General features: G+C 57.1%; 18 protein-coding genes. 12 read left to right on the top strand and 6 right to left on the bottom strand.

Annotated elements, in window-relative coordinates; translation table 11 throughout:
• Window positions 1-24: 24 nt before the first annotated feature.
• The gene (locus AARI_RS05125) at window positions 25-1,224 is read right to left on the bottom strand and encodes a glycine C-acetyltransferase (protein ID WP_013348267.1); all 1,200 of its coding nucleotides are present in this window, start codon (window positions 1,222-1,224) and stop codon (window positions 25-27) included.
• A 31-nt stretch (window positions 1,225-1,255) separates the two neighbouring features.
• Complete coding sequence (gene tdh, locus AARI_RS05120; protein ID WP_013348266.1) at window positions 1,256-2,308, bottom strand: L-threonine 3-dehydrogenase; 1,053 nt, start codon at window positions 2,306-2,308, stop codon at window positions 1,256-1,258.
• A 135-nt stretch (window positions 2,309-2,443) separates the two neighbouring features.
• Between tdh and AARI_RS05115 the strand changes: the two genes are divergently transcribed.
• From AARI_RS05115 to AARI_RS05090, 5 genes are all read left to right on the top strand, one after another.
• Window positions 2,444-3,349: a LysR family transcriptional regulator gene (locus AARI_RS05115; protein ID WP_013348265.1), complete on the top strand. Its 906-nt coding sequence runs from the start codon at window positions 2,444-2,446 to the stop codon at window positions 3,347-3,349.
• Window positions 3,350-4,125: 776 nt separating this feature from the next.
• Entirely contained in the window at window positions 4,126-4,878 is a 753-nt protein-coding gene (locus AARI_RS05110; protein WP_013348264.1) for a phosphotransferase, read from the top strand.
• A 116-nt stretch (window positions 4,879-4,994) separates the two neighbouring features.
• Window positions 4,995-5,684, top strand: a complete 690-nt coding sequence (locus AARI_RS19165) for a M24 family metallopeptidase (protein WP_231849445.1) — start codon at window positions 4,995-4,997, stop codon at window positions 5,682-5,684.
• A gap of 95 nt (window positions 5,685-5,779) precedes the next feature.
• Window positions 5,780-6,643, top strand: a complete 864-nt coding sequence (locus AARI_RS05095; RefSeq protein WP_013348263.1) for an alpha/beta hydrolase family protein — start codon at window positions 5,780-5,782, stop codon at window positions 6,641-6,643.
• Window positions 6,644-6,945: 302 nt separating this feature from the next.
• A complete protein-coding gene (locus AARI_RS05090; protein WP_013348262.1) occupies window positions 6,946-7,653 on the top strand; it encodes a GNAT family N-acetyltransferase in 708 nt (235 codons plus the stop codon).
• A 173-nt stretch (window positions 7,654-7,826) separates the two neighbouring features.
• Here the strand turns inward: AARI_RS05090 and AARI_RS05085 are convergent, their stop codons facing one another.
• Window positions 7,827-8,390 carry a GNAT family N-acetyltransferase gene (locus tag AARI_RS05085; protein WP_013348261.1) on the bottom strand — a complete coding sequence of 188 codons (564 nt, stop codon included), beginning with the start codon at window positions 8,388-8,390 and terminating at the stop codon, window positions 7,827-7,829.
• A gap of 565 nt (window positions 8,391-8,955) precedes the next feature.
• Between AARI_RS05085 and AARI_RS05080 the strand changes: the two genes are divergently transcribed.
• From AARI_RS05080 to AARI_RS05070, 3 genes are all read left to right on the top strand, one after another.
• Complete coding sequence (locus tag AARI_RS05080) at window positions 8,956-9,498, top strand: hypothetical protein (protein ID WP_013348259.1); 543 nt, start codon at window positions 8,956-8,958, stop codon at window positions 9,496-9,498.
• Between the two features lie 60 nt (window positions 9,499-9,558).
• Complete coding sequence (locus tag AARI_RS18490) at window positions 9,559-10,062, top strand: GNAT family N-acetyltransferase (protein WP_013348258.1); 504 nt, start codon at window positions 9,559-9,561, stop codon at window positions 10,060-10,062.
• Between the two features lie 504 nt (window positions 10,063-10,566).
• Window positions 10,567-11,622, top strand: coding sequence for an MFS transporter (locus tag AARI_RS05070; protein WP_013348257.1), 1,056 nt, complete (start codon window positions 10,567-10,569; stop codon window positions 11,620-11,622).
• A gap of 259 nt (window positions 11,623-11,881) precedes the next feature.
• Here AARI_RS05070 and AARI_RS05065 read toward each other — a convergent pair whose 3' ends face one another.
• Window positions 11,882-12,634: a tyrosine-protein phosphatase gene (locus AARI_RS05065; RefSeq protein ID WP_013348256.1), complete on the bottom strand. Its 753-nt coding sequence runs from the start codon at window positions 12,632-12,634 to the stop codon at window positions 11,882-11,884.
• A 146-nt stretch (window positions 12,635-12,780) separates the two neighbouring features.
• On the opposite strand from AARI_RS05065, the gene AARI_RS05060 reads away from it, so the two are divergent.
• From AARI_RS05060 to AARI_RS05045, 4 genes are all read left to right on the top strand, one after another.
• Window positions 12,781-13,377 (top strand): GNAT family N-acetyltransferase, encoded by a 597-nt coding sequence (locus tag AARI_RS05060; RefSeq protein WP_013348255.1) that lies wholly within the window; start codon window positions 12,781-12,783, stop codon window positions 13,375-13,377.
• Window positions 13,378-13,625: 248 nt separating this feature from the next.
• Window positions 13,626-14,027, top strand: coding sequence for a nuclear transport factor 2 family protein (locus AARI_RS05055; RefSeq protein WP_013348254.1), 402 nt, complete (start codon window positions 13,626-13,628; stop codon window positions 14,025-14,027).
• 58 nt (window positions 14,028-14,085) lie between these two features.
• The gene (locus AARI_RS05050; RefSeq protein WP_013348253.1) at window positions 14,086-14,751 is read left to right on the top strand and encodes a formylglycine-generating enzyme family protein; all 666 of its coding nucleotides are present in this window, start codon (window positions 14,086-14,088) and stop codon (window positions 14,749-14,751) included.
• Window positions 14,752-14,950: 199 nt separating this feature from the next.
• Window positions 14,951-15,253, top strand: a complete 303-nt coding sequence (locus AARI_RS05045; protein ID WP_013348252.1) for a hypothetical protein — start codon at window positions 14,951-14,953, stop codon at window positions 15,251-15,253.
• A 389-nt stretch (window positions 15,254-15,642) separates the two neighbouring features.
• Here the strand turns inward: AARI_RS05045 and AARI_RS05040 are convergent, their stop codons facing one another.
• Entirely contained in the window at window positions 15,643-16,473 is an 831-nt protein-coding gene (locus AARI_RS05040; protein ID WP_013348251.1) for an aldo/keto reductase, read from the bottom strand.
• 44 nt (window positions 16,474-16,517) lie between these two features.
• The gene (locus tag AARI_RS05035) at window positions 16,518-17,660 is read right to left on the bottom strand and encodes an MFS transporter (RefSeq protein ID WP_013348250.1); all 1,143 of its coding nucleotides are present in this window, start codon (window positions 17,658-17,660) and stop codon (window positions 16,518-16,520) included.
• Window positions 17,661-17,739: the final 79 nt, after the last annotated feature.

The following is a 17,739-nucleotide window of genomic DNA, read 5'->3' as shown; positions in this document are numbered from 1 at the left end:
TGTCAACAGCTGTGCAAATGCCGGCTACCGGCTGGCTACGAATGCCTGCACGCAGGCTTCGATATCCTCAGCCGAATGCGCAGCAGAAAGCTGGACTCGGATACGCGCGGCACCCTTTGGCACCACAGGGAAGCTGAAGGCGGTCACGAAGACGCCCCGCTCCAGCATCTTGCCTGCAACTTCTGCGGCCTTGACCGCATCGCCGAACATCACTGGAATGATGGCATGCTCGCCTTCGAGCAATTCAAAGCCTTCTTCGCTCATGCGGCGGCGGAAGTGCGCTGCGTTCTCGAAGAGCTTCTCGCGCAGGTCCCCGGAATCAACAACCAGATCCAGCGCCTTCAACGTAGCAGCCACGATCGATGGCGCCAGCGAGTTGGAGAACAGGTACGGGCGGGCCTTCTGGCGCAGCATCGCAACAATTTCCCCGCGGCCGGATACGTAGCCGCCCGAAGCGCCGCCCAAGGCCTTGCCGAAGGTGCCGGTGTAGATGTCCACCCGGTCCGAAACCCCTGCGTGCTCCGGGGTGCCGGCGCCGGTTGCGCCCATGAAGCCCACTGCGTGGGAGTCATCGACCATGACCAGTGCGTTGTACTTGTCGGCCAAATCGCAGATGGCTTCCAGTGGGGCCAGGTAGCCGTCCATGGAGAACACGCCATCGGTGACGATGATGGTGCGGCGTGCACCAGCCCCGTCATTTAGCTGCGCGGCGGCCTGCAGCTGGGTTTCCAGATCCGCCATGTCCTGGTTGGCGTAGCGGAAGCGCGCTGCCTTGGACAAGCGGATGCCGTCGATGATCGAAGCGTGGTTCAACGCATCGGAAATGATGGCATCTTCCTTGCCGAACAGCGATTCGAAAACGCCGCCGTTGGCATCGAAGCAGCTGGAGAACAAGATGGTGTCCTCGGTGCCCAGGAACTCGGAGAGCTTGGCTTCCAATTCCAGGTGCAGGTCCTGGGTGCCGCAGATGAAGCGGACCGAGGCCATGCCGAAGCCGCGCTCATCCATGGCGTTCTTGGCCGCATCGATGATCTGCTGGTTGTCAGCCAGGCCAAGGTAGTTGTTGGCGCAGAAGTTCAGCACCTGACGGGCGTCATCGCCCAGCGAGCCGGCCATGATGGAGGCCGACTGGGCGGAATCGATGTGGCGTTCTGCCTTGAACAGGCCAGAGGTCTTCAACTCTTCGAGTTCGGCGGCAAGCTGGCCTTTTAGATCCGTGTACATTGCAAATGCTCCTTGTTGATGCGGGAAATTCTTAGCCTGAGAAAACAGTCCAGTCGAGCACGACCTTGCCGCCGTGGCCGCTGCGGGCCGCTTCAAAGCCTTGCTGCCACTCGGTAGCTGGAAGGAAGTCGGTGACCACCGAGGAAATGCGTTCGCGCATGACCTCTGAAGAGGTCAGCATGGCGCTCATGGCGTACCAGGTCTCGAACATTTCGCGGCCGTAGATGCCCTTCAGGGTGAGCATGTGGGTGACAACCTTGCCCCAGTTGATATCGATCGAGGTGCTTGGCAGGCCCAGCATGCAGATCTTGCCGCCATGGTTCATGTTCTCGATCATTTCCGGCAGGGCAGTCTTGTGGCCGGACATTTCCATGCCGTAGTCGAAGCCTTCAACCATGCCCAGCTTCTGCTGGGCTTCCTTGATGCGCGTGTTCGCTACATTCACGGCCAGGTCGATGCCCATGGTCTTTGCCAGTTCCAAGCGCTGCTCGGAAACATCGGTGATGGCGATGTTGCGTGCACCTACATGGCGGGCAACTGCCGCGGCCATCAGGCCGATAGGACCAGCACCGGTAATCAGCACGTCTTCGCCAACCATGGGGAACTGCAGTGCGGTGTGCACGGCATTGCCGAACGGATCGAAGATCGCGCCAAGCAGCGGGGTGATGCGCTCATCGCGGTGGATGTAGACATTGCTTTCGGGAATGACGACGAATTCTGCGAAGGCGCCGTCGCGCTGCACACCGACCGAGTCGACATTGATGCACATCTGCTTGCGTCCGGCGCGGCAGTTGCGGCACAGGCCGCACACTACGTGGCCTTCACCGGAAACACGGTCGCCAACCTTGACCCCGTGCACGAAATCGCCGATTTCCACGACTTCGCCGTAGAACTCGTGGCCCGGAACCAGCGGGGTGTTGATCATGGCCTTGGCTGCATCGTCGTAGGCTTCGATGTGCAGATCGGTACCGCAGATACCCGCGGTCATGACGCGGATCTTGACCTCGTGGGCGCCGGTCTCTGGTTCTGGGCGATCAACGAGTTCCAGCCCCGCGTGCGGGCCGGACTTGTACAGTGCTTTCATGCGGGTTCCTTTGGATTGGGCACCTGGGTGCGCGCAACACAGACATGGGGTCGCTTCAAGTGTCGCACCCGACAGCACGGTACAACACCTTAGAAGATCACTGATTTACTGATCCAACGATTTAGAATTTACTTCATGGAATTACATCAGTTGAGGATTCTGCGTGAACTCGCGGATTTGGGCAGCGTCAACGCCGTGGCGAAGGCCCTTTTTGTCTCGCCCTCGGCGGTCTCGCAGCATTTGGCCCAACTGCAGCGCAATTTCCCTGTGCCACTGACACAGAAGGACGGACGCAGGCTGGTCCTGACAACCGAGGGAAAACTGCTGGCCTCCGCCGCGACGTCAGTCGCTTCGACCCTGGCCGAGGCGTCGGCGAGGATCCGCACCCAGGAGCAAGAGCGGGACACACCCATTCGCATCGCGGGATTCCATTCCATTGGGCAGACCATTTTCGCCCCGTTGCTAACCTACCCGGAAGGCCAATTGCCCCCGCTGCACTTTTCCGACGAAGATGTCTCGCAGCAGGATTTTCCGGCGCTGACCTCGACGTACGATTTGGTGCTGGCGCACCGGATGCCGCACACGGACCCATGGCCCGAAGACCGAATCAGTGTTATACCTCTGGCTTTCGAACCGCTGGACGTGGCGATCCACCGAGATCATCCACTGGCCAAATTCGGAGAGCTCTCCCCCGAGCAGGTGATCGACGAACCCTGGGTCGTTTCCCGCTCAGGATTCTCACCGGCTGACGTTCTGGAAACCATCGCCGCGCTTGCCGGTAAAGCCCCGCGGATCGAGCACCGGGTCAACGATTACGCCACCGCCGGCGCCTTAGTTGAAGCCAGTGGTTGTCTGGGAATCCTCCCACGTTTCACAGCACGAAAGACTTTGGATGAAACGGTGACTTTACGACCAATCAAGGGATTGAATTCAGGGAGACAAATCGACCTTTTATTGAGAGCCGAGCACCTGCATCGAATTACTATCAATGATGTCATCGAGGCGATCAGGAGCACCGTGAAACGCTTGGTCATCAACTGATTCAGCACCTCGGGCAACACGCGGTTTCAACCGTTCCGAGTACGCGGCTACCAAGCTCCCTTGATCGAGAAACTCGCGCTCTCCAACTGCTGCACCTTGAACAGCTAAGCCCTCGCTCAGCATGCCTTGCATCAATTTTGTTCTAGACCGTGCGGCTGACGGTCTCCGGCTCCGTACCGACGGCCACCCTTGGAATTCGGGTTCTGCAAGCCGGCCAGTTCGCTGCTTCGTTTCACTTTCCAAGCCCTGCGAACGGAAGTGGCTGGCTACTCTGGAAGTGAATTGCCGAACAAGCGGAACCCTCTTTAATCTATTTCGTTCATAGCCTCGGCTGTTGGCATATACCGGCTGGTCGGCCGTCGGCAATGCATCTTCCAAACAGTGGAAACAGGCAACAGCCTGGCGAACGTTTTCATCAGGACCGGGGCTTCAGGCCAAATGAACAGAGGGCTAGTCTCCGTAAAAGAGAGTGTCCAAGAATCAACATTTCCCACGAATAGCGCACGAGCACCAGCGCACGATCGAGCAACAACAGAAGTTTCCTTCCCCAGAACCGATGTGGCGCCTTTCGCTCATTTCCCATGTCCCGCATAAGGCTCCTTCACCGGGCATTTTCTCGGGCGGAGTATATGGGAATCTGGAATGTTTGAAAACTCGGAGTTTCAAAAATTAGCCGAGTCAAGAACACGTATGTCCCGTATGACGACCGGCTTGCGGGACGTCCCCGTGGAGCTTCCCTCTGCGGAGCGGCAAGGCGTGAGCGCTAGGCTTGTGGGATGGAAGAGGTTCACCTGGCTGGAGGCAACGCCACCGATGGCGTGGTGCGCGTCGGCTCCACGGTACGTAAACCGTGGTCGGCAGCCACTCCGAGTGTGCTCGCATATATGAGGGCTGTGCGCAACGCAGGCGTCGATGTGCCCGCGGTATATGGGCAAGACGCCCAGGGACGACAAGTGACAGAGTTTGTCCCCGGTTGCCTTGCCATGGACTCGGGGCCATTATCGCTCTCAGAGCTTTCCCGGGTAGGTCGCCTGGTGCGCACTATCCATGATGCCAGTGCGGCCTATGAGACGGACTTCGGCTCAACTTGGATCACACACATTCCGGCGCCCGGGGCCGACCTGATCTGCCACAACGATCTGGCCCCGTGGAATCTCCTCATCGGAGACCGATGGGTGTTCATCGATTGGGACGCGGCCGCACCTAGTACACGCCTATGGGATCTCGCATACGCCGCGCAGTCCTTCACGCTAAACGACGCATCGGCCGACCCTCATATGGCCGCACAAGCACTGGCAGCCTTCATTGACGGCTACGACGCCGACGAAGAGCTCCGGGCAGCGCTGCCCTCCACGATGTGGCAACGGACAACAGCTATGCACGAACTGCTCAAAAATTCCCATGCCAGGGGAATCGAACCGTGGGGGACGATGTTCACGACTGGCCACGGTGATCACTGGAACACCGTGACCCAGTTCGTGAGGAACAACGAGTCCCTTTGGCTCGAAGCGATCCGGACTGTTCGATAGACCTTCCTCCTACGGAGGGATTAATGTAGTGCCTTCCCAAGCCGTCGCAGGCATGACGGATAGGATCGACACAACCATTCTGTATGTGCAATTGTCGCGGAAAGAGCAGGATCAGCGTGTCTCATCGAAAAGTTCAATCAATCGCTCGGGAAACAATGAACGTTGCCCAGCAAAGCATTTATCCGGGGCAGCATCTAACTGCAGTTCGCGACCTCTGCGAAGAGACGATGTTGTCCCTGGGTGCTGATTCATTTTGGTATTGGGGAATAGGCGCCTTTGTCTTCTGCGGAAAAGATACGACCCTTTCTGTACCGGGTAAGAACTACGAAACTGCAGACCGAACCATCGCGTCGGACGACATTATCACCATCGATCTCAGTCCACAGAAAGACGGCATATGGGGAGATTTTGCTCGCACCATCATCATTGAGGGCGGCGAACCGCTACAAAATTCGAAGTCAACCCAGAACGCGGAGTGGCGCGAAGGGATCCTTGCTGAAGAACAACTGCACACAATCCTCGTCAGCGTGGCCAGACCAGAAATGACTTTCGAGGAGCTACATGCACGGATGAACGCCTATGTCGTTGAACTTGGATTTGAGAACATTGATTTCTTGGGTAATCTCGGGCATTCAATTGAACGGAATAGTGCCGACAGGGTATACATCGAGCCTGGGAACACACGACGACTCGGTGAAACTGAACTTTTCACTTTCGAACCGCATATTAAGCGACCTGACGGCGAGTACGGTTATAAGCACGAAAATATCTACCAGTTTCACGGCTCTACGTTGGCTGCGATCTAGATACTGACTCTATTTTTCGTGGGTTGACGCACTGGCGTCCCGCAGAAGGTTCGGCTTGCGGACAGCGTCAGAAGCCGTTGCACTAGGCTGTGAGAATGAGCCCAGAGACGGTACAACTTCGAGATCGCTCGCGTCCAAGCTGGTCAACGCCGGCCCAGCATCGTTTGCTGCAGGCGCGCATCTGGCCCACAAATGGGCCAACGCCCGCGCCGGTTGTCGTACTTTCGCACGGCACCGGTGGCGCGGGAGAGGACCTGGACTGGCTCGCCAAGCCGTTGAACGACGCGGGATTCCTCGTGGCGTCGGTCGACCATCCCGGCAACAGCTACAACGACGAATACCTCGTCGAAGGATTCTCCTTCGCGTGGGAGCGAGCGCGGGACATCAGCCTCCTACTCGACTACCTTGTGGCGGAGCATGACATAGATGTTGACCGGATCGGGGCGGCTGGATTCTCGTTCGGGGGCTACACCGTCGCGGCGCTGCTCGGCGGCAGGATTGATGTAGACATCATGGGTGCGATGTTCCGCGGCTTAATCCCAGCGCCCGAGGTTCCGGAGTTCCCTGACTTGATCAAGGCGTTGCGGAGCAAGTACTCCGATGCCGAGTTGACCTCGTTGGCGGAATCCGGTGCGCGGTCGATGAGCGACACGCGCGTGCGGGTCGGTATCCTTCTGGCGCCCGCCATCGGGAGGCTCCTGCTCCCCCGGTCCTTGCAGCAGATTTCTGTCCCGGTGTTGGTGCGCTGGGGCGACGACGACAGCAACACACCGCCAGAGGACAACGCTCACCTTTACCGGGACCTTATTCCTCATGCTCATGGAGAGAGCCTTGGCTCGGATGTCGGGCACTACGTATTCCTTGGCGACCGAGAGGACGCCACCGGTGTGCGACCACATGTCGCAGCCGAGACCGTCGAGTTCTTCACTTCCCATCTCTCAGTACGCCACACGGACTGAGGCAAGCACCTCAGGGCACCCGTCCGGCGCTCGGGACGTTTCGTGACAGGAACTATGCCGGTGTCGTCGTGGTTGTCCCGCAGAAGGTTCCTCTTACGGGCGTTCCTCTCGGGGACCGTCTTACGGGAATGTAAAAATCCTTGGCTGGCCATGAGGCTTATAGGAGCATGTCACCCAAATTCAGGTCGACTGCTAGGAAACTAAATTGGGGTTCATTGATATTTGGCCGGATTCATTATTCATATTCTTTCCTTGAAATTAGTTAAGCAATCCTTACTTCTCGAATCGGATAGTCTTTCTGGATGAAGCTAGAATCCAGCACCATCACAAGTATTCAATTGGCTTGGGCGCAGATCCTTGGCGTCCCCCCGGAAGCTCTGGAAATCGAAGGCAATCGGGTGTATCGCGAAAAGGACGATAGTGCCCTGCTCATGTTTGTTTCCTTGTTCGGAACTGGGATTCTGGTAGGCCCTTCCTGGGCGAAAGAAGCTGCCCAAAACTTGACCGACACCGAACTTGCCAGTCATGCGAAACTGATGGAAATCAGCGCTCCATATGGCGGCCAAGCTCTCGGCGAAGCGGAACTGTATTACTGCGACACAGCACCACCGGCCCCAAGTCTCCGACCGACAGCGAGCCGCCAGCAAGAGCACGCTATTGCACTGGAGAACATCTGCCTGCCCGACGATTCGGCGGAAGTAGGCTTGAGCGAGATGGAGAGTACCTTTGTCCTACTCAGCGATTGCAACAATGGGCCACAACCACTGGCGGGTGCCGGTTACGATATTTGGGAAGGAAAACTGGCTCACCTCGGAGTCCTCACAGCACCCGAGAAACGGCAAAGTGGGTTCGGTTCTAATGCTGTTGCAATCGCAATGGAACAAGCAATGAACTGCGGTCTCATTCCGCAGTGGCGCGCCCGCACGGACAATACCGCTTCGATTCGCACGGCACTCCGCGCAGGATTCGAATACGTAGGAACCCAAACCAGCGTTATTCTCGAGGCATAGCCCTTCGACTGCCCGCAGGAGGTTCCTCTTACGGGCGTTCCGCTCGGGGACCGTCTTGCGGGACGGTCCCGAACGATAGTCCCAACATACCCCTGTGGGACGATGCGACTGTTGCAGAGGTGAAGATGATTGCTTGCGGGTTCCCGCATACGGACTGGTCTGAAGCTGGAAACCTAGGCCGTCCATGGAAGTTTGTGATGCAAGGCATGCAGGGTCACGGTTCCGCCGTAAATGGGAGAGGTGCCGAGCTCCGAAAAACCCCAGTGCCTATACATTTCTCGGACTTGGGTGGCTTGGCCAAAAACACCTAGGACGGCATCTTGTTCGGCTCGGTTAGAGAGAAGTTCACGGATGCATTGTTTGGCTATCCCACGGCCTCGAAAGTTTTTGTTGACAGCGAGTTCCTGGACAACCAAGGTTCTCGAAGGCAAGATGTCCAAATCTAGCATTGGCGGCATCCCATTGAGTCGTTGCAACCAAGAGCTGTCCTGGTCAAGCCTCTGAGATAAAGCAAAGCCGACCAGTTGACCATCGTGCCTCGTCACGACAAGCCGCCCACCAGGACTAGCAAGTTTCTCTGGGCCCCATTGAACAATACTTTGTAGCTCATCTGCTGATTCATTGTAAGGATGGGCTGCGAAACACAAGACGAAGAGACTTGTGACTTCAGCCCAAATCTCGTCCGGGGCAACATGCTCGAACCGGACGTAACCAACTTCTTGATCGGTCTCTCTCATAGTGACTCAGTCTATGTCTTGTTTCCTCAGGAGCATTCCAGGCGAGGAAGCCAGCGCGACATCAGGCATGACGCTTTGCCCAACAACAACGTGCCGGGCCGGTGTCCGCAAAGGTGCTATCTATCTTCGGGATACGCCGTGGTGATGGTTTCGTCCCGTAGAGCGTTCCCCTTACGGGCGCTCCTCTCGGGGACCGGCTTACGGGACAGCCTGCTTATGGCAACCTGTACCTGAGTGCAGGGGTTCCCTTTCGTCGCCAAGTGGGCGAGACCCGAGAGTGTCAACAACTCATTGACATCATCGGTGCGTCAATCTATCCTTGACACATGACTACATCAACAAGAATTCGCACTGCAAGAAAAGTCTTTCTGGTCGCCCTAGTGCTCGGCATCTGCATGGTAGTGTTCGCGGCTTTTGTAGGCTTCGGACTCCCGGGTTTCATCATCAGCGTGGCTGGGTGGATTGCCCTGATAGCCAGCTTGATCGGCTTCGCAGTGGTTTTCGTTCAGAAATCCACCGCGGCTTCACGTGCAAACCCTTGGCGTCCAGCGGACAAGGAAGAGCTATGAGCAACGAAGCCGACGTCTCCCTTTCCGTACGACTATCGAAACTCGCGGCCGACCTGGGGCCAAGCCCCTCGGACGAGGACTCCATGCAATCACCAGAGGCCGTCCTTCGATCCGTAGCCGCTTTTGGCGACATAGCCCGTGTATCCACACAGCTTCAATCGCAGGCGGTTGCGACTGCTCAAGCTTCTGGATTGAGTTGGGCAAAAATCGGCAAAGTGCTTGGGATTTCCCGCCAGGCTGCCCAGCAGCGTTTCGACACCCGCCGAACCGAGGCAATCCAAGCCATGGAGACCATGCGGATCGTGGGTCCTGTTTCGCGCAATGAAGAAGTGGAGCAGATCAATGCGGCCGGAAGACAAGGCTGGAAGCTAATCCGTTCGCTACACGGCGAACACGCACTCGAACTCGATGACGACACCTGGGAAGTCACGCGAGTATCGATCTTCTCATTGCGCCCCCTGCCTGCTGCAAGTGACGGATGGGAAGCGGCTTCGACCCGGTTCCCCGACTGTTTCTTCATTCGCAAGATTCTTAACTGAGCAGCAGGCGCACCTTAACTGTGGCTGTACCGCAGTAGGTTCCTGACTAGGAAGCGGGCGTTGTGGCAGGATGTTGGGGTGATGGAATTGAATGATGAATTACAGCTGGCCGTGAGTCTTGAGCCACATGCGGTCAGGAGTGCCGCATTGATTTGGGCTCGCGCCACGGCACTGCGTGACGGGCTTCCAGAGCCGGCAACTGGCGAGGAAAAAATGCCAGGGATCCAAAGGCGCCTGAGTTTGGAAGGATCCCGGCTACTCCTTGCAAGGCAAGCCGACACGTACGTGGGTTTCACGCTATTCGCACCACAGGCAGAAAATCTGGAAATCTTTTACCTGGCAGTGGGCCCAGATTCGTGGGGCAGCGGCGTGGCAAGCGCCTTGCTCGTCGGCGCGGAAGAGCATGCCCGGAGCCTAGGTCGGGCCGCTCTCGAACTCTGGGTCATCAATGACAACGACCGTGCCCTCGGTGTCTACGAGAGGGCAGGATTTGCGGATACGAAACAGGTGAAACTCGACGAATTTTCCGACCAAATCGAACGACGCCTGCTCAAGCAAATTTGATAGTTGGTCCGACTGCCCTCAGTCAGGCCCGGTGTCCCAGTCAAGGTTCCCCTAACGGGCGTTCATCCATAGGACCTGAGTACGGAGACTTGGTCAAGACGAATCTTCCTTTGGCCCTTCTTGCGGTCGTGCAACAACAGTCTGTTTCAACTCTGCATTTGGTTTATTGCAGCACCGAGTGTCAAAGGCACTCTCGTCATTCACGAGCTGAGATACTAAGTGATCTGTCACACGCAACGACAAGCGGAGTCGCCCGAAACATGAACAGCCTCAAAGAAGCTACTACCGTCCTACTTCACCGACAGTTTCGAAGCTTCTGGCCCGGACGAGTAGTTTCATCCCTCGGTTCTGCCGCTGCCCCGGTAGCAATTGCATTTGCTGCCCTAGAATCAGGCGGCGGGGTCGAGTGGTTGGGCTTTATCCTCGCGCTAAGCGTCGCTCCGCAGGTACTTCTCCTGCTTATCGGGGGGCGTGTTGGGCGACAGGGTCCGCCGCGATCGAGTGATGGTTACTTCGAACGCCGTCTCTGGCGCCGTTCAAGTGACTATAGCCATCTTGATACTGACAGGCGTAGCCGAACTTTGGATGCTGGCCACCTCCGTATTCCTTCTTGGCGTGGCATCGGTGTTCTTCCAGCCTGCTTCCCAAGGATCAATCGTCCAGCTTGTTCCAGCTGAACTTCGTGTCGCCGCTAACGCGGTACTCCGCCTACCCCTGAACGTCGCAAAAGTATTAGGTCAGGCACTTGGCGGTCTAGTGGTCGCCCTGGTTGGTCCGGGATGGGCACTGGCCTTTAACGCCTTAACCTTCCTGATATCCGTATTCTTTCTCGCTTCCGTTCGGTTGCCGCAACCGATCAAGAACAAGTCTTCTGCTCTCTTAGATTTCCGTATTGGGTGGAAAGAATTCAGCGCTAGACGTTGGTACGTCATCATGGTGGTCCAATCAGCCATCGTTGTTCTCATGTGGCTCGTAGGTTTCCAATTATTCGGCCCCGTGGTTTCTCACTCGTCTCTTGGTGGAGCTTTCGCTTGGGGTTTGATTAGTGGTGGATTTGCCTTCGGACTGGTCGGAGGCTCACTGGTCGCAGTGGCAGTTCGTCCCCAGCGAGTGGGAATTACGGTATCCCTCTGTCTGGCGGCGCAGGCGTTACCACTCGTGGTGCTGGCTTTTATCGCCCCGATTTGGCTGATTGTCGTGGCGACCGTATTGGCGGGCATCGCGCTGGATATTTCGATCGTTTCCTGGTCGGCATTCTTCCAAGAGCAGATACCGGAAGGATTGCAGTCTCGGCTCTCCTCGATTAGCACTTTTGGGCAGCTGCTCCCCGTTCCAATCGGTTATCTGCTGTTTGGGCTACTCAGCAGATACTTCAGCAACACCGTGATGGTAAGCCTCATGTCCGGGATCCTAGTGGTCGCTGCATTGGTGCCACTTTTACTGCCTTCCATTCGTCAATTGCGCCTTGGACAATTAGCTTATGGGCCGTCCGGTACAGGAGAAGACTCTCCTGTACCGGACGTGCTAGCGAAGAATACCAAAAGTGAAGGAACGGCCTAAACACCAAATTTTAATCCCAAGTAGTGCAGCACCGTTCTGTTGAACATTCCACAGCGGACGGTGCGACGCGTTGCGGAGGACTACGGGCAGAAGTGCTGACGGCTTCGGATACTGGCACGAAATTCCGAGTTTTCAAATATTTTGAATTCCCGTATACCCTGCCCGACAAAATGCCCGGTGAAGGGTCCCCCTGCGGACGACCCAGCGCAGTGTAGAGGGCTTTGGATTGTCAGTGCATTCGCCTTAGAGAAAAATGACACTAGCAGTCAATAAGTTTCGCCCGTAATGACTCCCGAGTTGCAGCAGATACATTGAGTGAGTCAAGAATGTCCTGTGCATTGACTGCCACATCACGAACGATAGGAAGCTTGTCGTTCAGCCACTCATTTGCGGTTTTTTGGGACCACTTCGCTTGGTCATCAACCGTCGGGGCATGACTGGCAATGCCCGCCATTGCGCGGACTGACGCGGCATAGTCGTTGGCGACAGCCTGGGGCTCAACACCCGCATTCCCAAGAATCAATGCGCTGATCATTCCGGTGCGGTCCCGCCCTGCACTGCAATGCACCAGCACCCCCGGATTTGCGGATGCGATGGCTTCCAGAGCAGCCCGCACAAGGTGAGGTTGGAGCCGCCAGTTGTGGCTCCAATACTCGGGAGAGTCGAGTATCGGAAAGCAGACTTTTTGAAACTCGCGATCACTATGGTCTTCTGTCGGGGCGCTTGTGATTGCCAGTTCTGCAAGGATTTCGGTCAAAGTGCTTGGATCCCCGTCTTGTTTCCCCACCTCATAGGAGCAGCGTAGATCCACAATCGACGTGAGGCCCCAAGCGCGTGCGGCTTCCCAACCTGCCGGAGTGAGGCGCTCGCGACGTGGCCCCCTAGCGATCCGGCCCGGTACGGTCGTCCCCGTGCGGGAGAGACTGGTTGGCAATCCGCCCAGATCCCGGGCATTGACGTAACCATCCCAAGCGAGTTCCATATTTGTCGTCATCAGGACATCGTATGACATGGATTGGCTCGTCATTCTGCATCTGAGTGAAACTGTCCCGGTGAGGGTTCCTCTTACGGGCGTTCCTCTCGGGGACCGTCATACGGGACATATCCAGCCTTCACTCCGAAAAACGTCTTGATGTTGAGCGACGCTAGACTCAAGAGGTGGACTTTACAGACGTAGCCGTGCTTGAAAGCCCGTTCGTTCGACTCGAACCGCTTTCCGAGACGCACCATGACGACCTCGTTACAGCAGTTGAAACCGATGAGCTTTGGCGGACGTGGTACACGCATATCCCGTCTCCTGCGACCATGGAAAAGGAAATCAAACGTCGGGTTTCCTTGCACACCGAGGGTCGGATTGTTCCCTGGGCCATCATCGATCCACGGACTTCTCGTGCGGTGGGAATGACCACGTATTTGAACCTCGAACCCGCCAACCGTCGTCTTGAAATCGGGTCAACCTGGATCGGGTCGAGAGCTCAAGGAACGGGAATCAACGCCGCAGCCAAGATGCTGTTGCTCCAGCGAGCGTTTGAGGAACTGGGATGCATCGCTGTGGAGTTCCGGGCGCATTGGCACAATCACCAATCCCGGCACGCAATCGAGCGACTCGGTGCCAAGCAAGACGGCGTTCTTCGCAACCACACGATCTTCGAGAATGGCACCGTCAGGGACACCGTGGTGTTCTCCATAGTCGAAGCCGAATGGCCAACCGTGAAATTCGGGCTTGCCGAAAGACTCAACGCCTACGAAAGTTAGTCATCCTACGCGCCAGATTGGCGGCGTCAGCTTCCCAGTTAGCGTTCCTCTTACGGGCGTTCCTCTCGGGGACCCGCTTGCGGGACGGTTTGAAAAGTCAGTACGGAGCAACACTGAACGAACCTAAAACGTGAATCTGCTCGGCCGATAGTAGTGTTGCAAGCAATTGCAAGTCTTATGGAAACCGGTTGCTCGCGCAGCCCGAGCAACCGGCAGTCACCAATCATCTACGTCAAAAGGAATTCAACATGCAAACCATCGAAGCCGCGCAACGCTGGGCGACAACATGGGCCAATGCTTGGCCATTCAAGAACGTGGATGCAATTGTTGGGCTGCAAGCTGATGACGGCGAGCACTGGGCCTCAATGTTCAGACCATTGCGTGGGCGTAGCGGTCTGCGTGCTTATCTGGAGGAATGCTTCGCGGCGGAAACCAAACCGGCAGAAACATGGTTCAGCGAACCAATCGTCAATGGAAGTTCTGCTTCAGTCGAGTACTGGGTCGTCATGTTCATCGAGGACCAACCAATGACCGTTTCAGGATGCACAGTGCTTTCATTCGACGATTCAGGCTTAGTAACAACGGCGCGAGACTACTCACACGTCAAAGAAGGGCACCACTTGCGACCCGAGCATCCATTCAGCGCTTGACGCCACACTCTGTCCCGTTGGAGGTTCGGCTTATGGGACGGTATGGGAACATTATGGAATGCCTACCTTTGACCTCCGTCCGTTAACGGCCGGACAAGTAGAATTGCACGACGCTCGGCGGAAACGCCGCTGGACCGTCGATCTAGAACCTTTCGAAATTGGGGCTATCTCCGTCACCACGGCGCAGTACGGGCAACTGATGGGTACTAGCGAAACAGGTTCCCAAGCACCTCTGGTAGATATCAATTGGTTGGAAGCCATCAAGTTTTGCAATGCAGCGTCAATCAATGAAGGGCTTGCCCCTGCATACATCTTCGAGGCAGGCGAGGTAAGTTGGCAGACCAACGCCTCCGGGTACCGCCTGCCTACCGAAGCCGAATGGGAATACGCGTGCCGCGCTGGCACCGTGGGGCCACATTATGGCTCCCTCGATGCCATTGGGTGGACAGCGGATGACAAGCTAGAGAACCCGAAGGAAGTTGGTCAAAAACTACCCAATGCCTTCGGACTCCACGACACCCTTGGAAACGTCTGGGAATGGTGCTGGGATCTACTCGATCCGGCCCGCTACGACGATTACCGAGTCTTCCGTGGGGGAGGTTTTGCTGATAAGTCGTGGAGCGTGCGGGCTTCGACGCGTCGCGGTGGTGCGCCTGGGATGAGCCACCCAGACCTTGGTCTGCGCATGGCCCGGGGTGCCTTCGATGAGGAACAGGCAGCGTAAGGCTGGTCAGCCGAGGTTGATTCTGAACGGGGAAAGATCACTGGCATGCTGCCATCGGGGTGGACGCCCCGGCGATACTGAGAGTGACCAATGCAGGACAGCCCATATACATTGTGGCGAGTGTCCCACAGGAGATTCCCTTTTTGGGACGGCTCTAGAACGCCTGCTTGATTACGCTCGAGCGCGATAGATTGTGTGCATGAGTGCAGAAAAGATCAGGGCAACTCTCGTTGATCCTCGATACGTCAGTCAGGAAAACCCGAATCCCGTGTATCGGGTGGACTTCTGGGACGAGGACCGTGTCTGCTACGAGAACCGAATTGAAGACGCAGAAAGCATTGTTGACGTCCTCGCGTGGACAGAAGCGAATCGCCACGACCGCTACGCCGTGATCTGGGTCGAATACACCTATGAAGGCGGGATCGGCATGACTCGACTCCACGGCTGGATACCAACAGAGGCAGGATCGTCTTCTGCCAATGACCCCTACTTCAGGCAGTAGTCACGCAGCGGCTGACTGACATGTAGGACATGACACGTTCAGAGTCCCATAGGAGGACCGCTACAGTTGTTGCCTAGTCCGGGCAAATTGGTCTAGGCAACAACTTTGTTACTCAGGCCCTGTCGATGGTCTCCTTATTTGATGATCGCCCTCGCCAATGAGGTAGTCGCCGCTAATGCGTTCGATGCTGGCCATCGGCTGGGGCGACTTGGCGAACCAGGTTCTGGCATACCCGGCCGCTCGTGCCGATGCCGACTAGACGGTCATTCCGATCCACATGGGGATGATGCCTAGAACGCGGCGTTCGCAACGCCCCGGACCATCCAAGCCAGAGTTGCTGCCCGTGGCCGGTTGAGGGCACGGGCAGCATCTAGGTTGTTGTCATCAAATCAGCCGTTGAAGGCGTCCGGGTTTGGGCCGGTGCGTCCATCGCGATCAAGGGCATCAATGCTTGCCAGTTCGTCGCTGGTCAATTCGAAGCCGAATAGGTCCAAGTTGGCGATGATGCGTGATTCAGTGACAGACTTCGGGATGATCACCCGGCCCTGCTGCAGATGCCAGCGCAGGATGACCTGAGCCGCGGACACCTCATGCGCCTGAGCGATGCCCACGATGGTTTCATCGGTGAGCATTGCGCCCTGAGCCAGCGGGCTCCATGCTTCGGTGACGATACCGTGCTGCGCGTTGGCTGCAATCACTTCGCGATTCTGAAGGGCCGGATGGAGTTCCACCTGGTTCACGGCCGGAATGACGCTTCCCTCGGCGATCACCTTGGCAAGGTGCGCTGGCTGGAAGTTTGAAACCCCGATGGCTCGGATCTTCTTATCGGTGTACAGCTTCTCCATCGCCTTCCAGGTCTCAACATAAAGATCCTTCTCCGGTGCTGGCCAGTGAATCAGGAACAGATCCAGGAAGTCCAGACCCAATCGCTGCAAGCTGGCTTCGAAGGCTTCCAAGGTCTGCTCGTAGCCCATGTCCGAGATCCAGACCTTGGAGGTGATGAACAAGTCTTCGCGGGCAATGCCGGACTGAGCCAGTGCTGCACCCACGCCTTCTTCGTTGCCGTAGATGGATGCGGTGTCGATACTGCGATACCCGGCCTTCAACGCGGCACTAACCGCTGCGGTGGTTTCTTCGTTGGGAACCTGGAATACTCCGAAACCTACCTGCGGCATTTCAACGCCATTGTTCAGTGTGATGGTGGGGATGGCGGTAGTCATATTTAACTCCTTGAAATTGTTGACGGTGTGGAAAATCTTTGGGCCTAGCAGGCGGGAACCAACTCGGGCGTCTTTGCAGACTTCTTGGCCAGTGACATGGCGACCAAAACCACGAGCAGTGCGGCGACCGTAATTGCGGCACCAATCCAGATCGGCGAGGTGTAGCCCAGTCCTGCGGCGATGCCTAGGCCTCCAGCCCACGCGCCGAGTGCGTTGCCGAGGTTGAAGGCACCAATATTGGCACCAGAGGCCAAGGTCGGAGCCGATCCGGCGAACTGCATGATGCGGCTCTGCAGTCCTGGAACGGTGCCGAAGCCGAAGCCGCCCATCAGGAACAGGGCCACCATGGTGGCCACCGGGTTGCTTGCCAATGCAGCGAAGGCGATCAGTACCGCGAGCAAGGCGGCAATGAAGAACAGCAAGGTGCGGTCGATGCTCTTGTCAGCCATGCGGCCACCGATCCAGTTGCCGGCAAACAGGCCAATGCCGAAGAGCATCAGCAGCCAGGGAACGCTGGTCTCATTGAATCCGGTGACCTCGGTCAAGGTGTAGGCGATGTAGGTGAAAGCGCCGAACATTCCGCCGTAGCCCAGGACGGTGATCGCCAAGGAGAGCCAAACCTGCAGTGAGGTGAAGGCGCCAAGTTCTTTGCGAAGCGAGATGCCTTCAGCAGCGTGCTTGATGGCTGGCACCAGGACGAGGATGCCAATCAAGGCAATTACGCCGATGCCGGAGATGGCCCAGAAGGTCGAGCGCCAGCCGGAGTGCTGCCCCAGCAGGGTTCCAAAGGGAACACCCAGCACGTTGGCGGCGGTCAGGCCCGTGAACATGATCGCGATGGCGCCGGCCTTCTTGTTGGCTGGGACCAGGTCAGCTGCCACGACCGCGCCGATGCCGAAGAACGCACCGTGGCACAGGGCGGCAATGACGCGGCCGATCATGGCCACTTCGTAGGTCGAGGCCATGGCGGTGAGCGAGTTGCCGAGAATGAAGAGCACCAGCAAGCCCACGAGCACCGGCTTGCGCGGCAAGCGGACGGTGGCTGCGGTCAGGCCTAGTGCACCAACCACGACGCTGAGAGCATATCCGGAAATGAGCCAGCCAGCTGCGGCCTCGCTGACAGCAAAGTCTGCTGCGACGTCCGGCAAGAGTCCCATGATGGCTAACGCAATAAGACCGAGCGGCATAGCGTTACTCCTGATAGACTAGATAAATTAGTTGCACACGCTTGTTATTGCGCGAAGAATACTATCGTTGCATGCGCAA

This window comes from Glutamicibacter arilaitensis Re117 (assembly GCF_000197735.1).
Taxonomy (GTDB): Bacteria; Actinomycetota; Actinomycetes; order Actinomycetales; family Micrococcaceae; genus Glutamicibacter; species Glutamicibacter arilaitensis.
The sequence above is the reverse complement of the archived record's forward strand: the minus strand, read 5'-3'. Positions and strand labels throughout refer to the sequence as shown.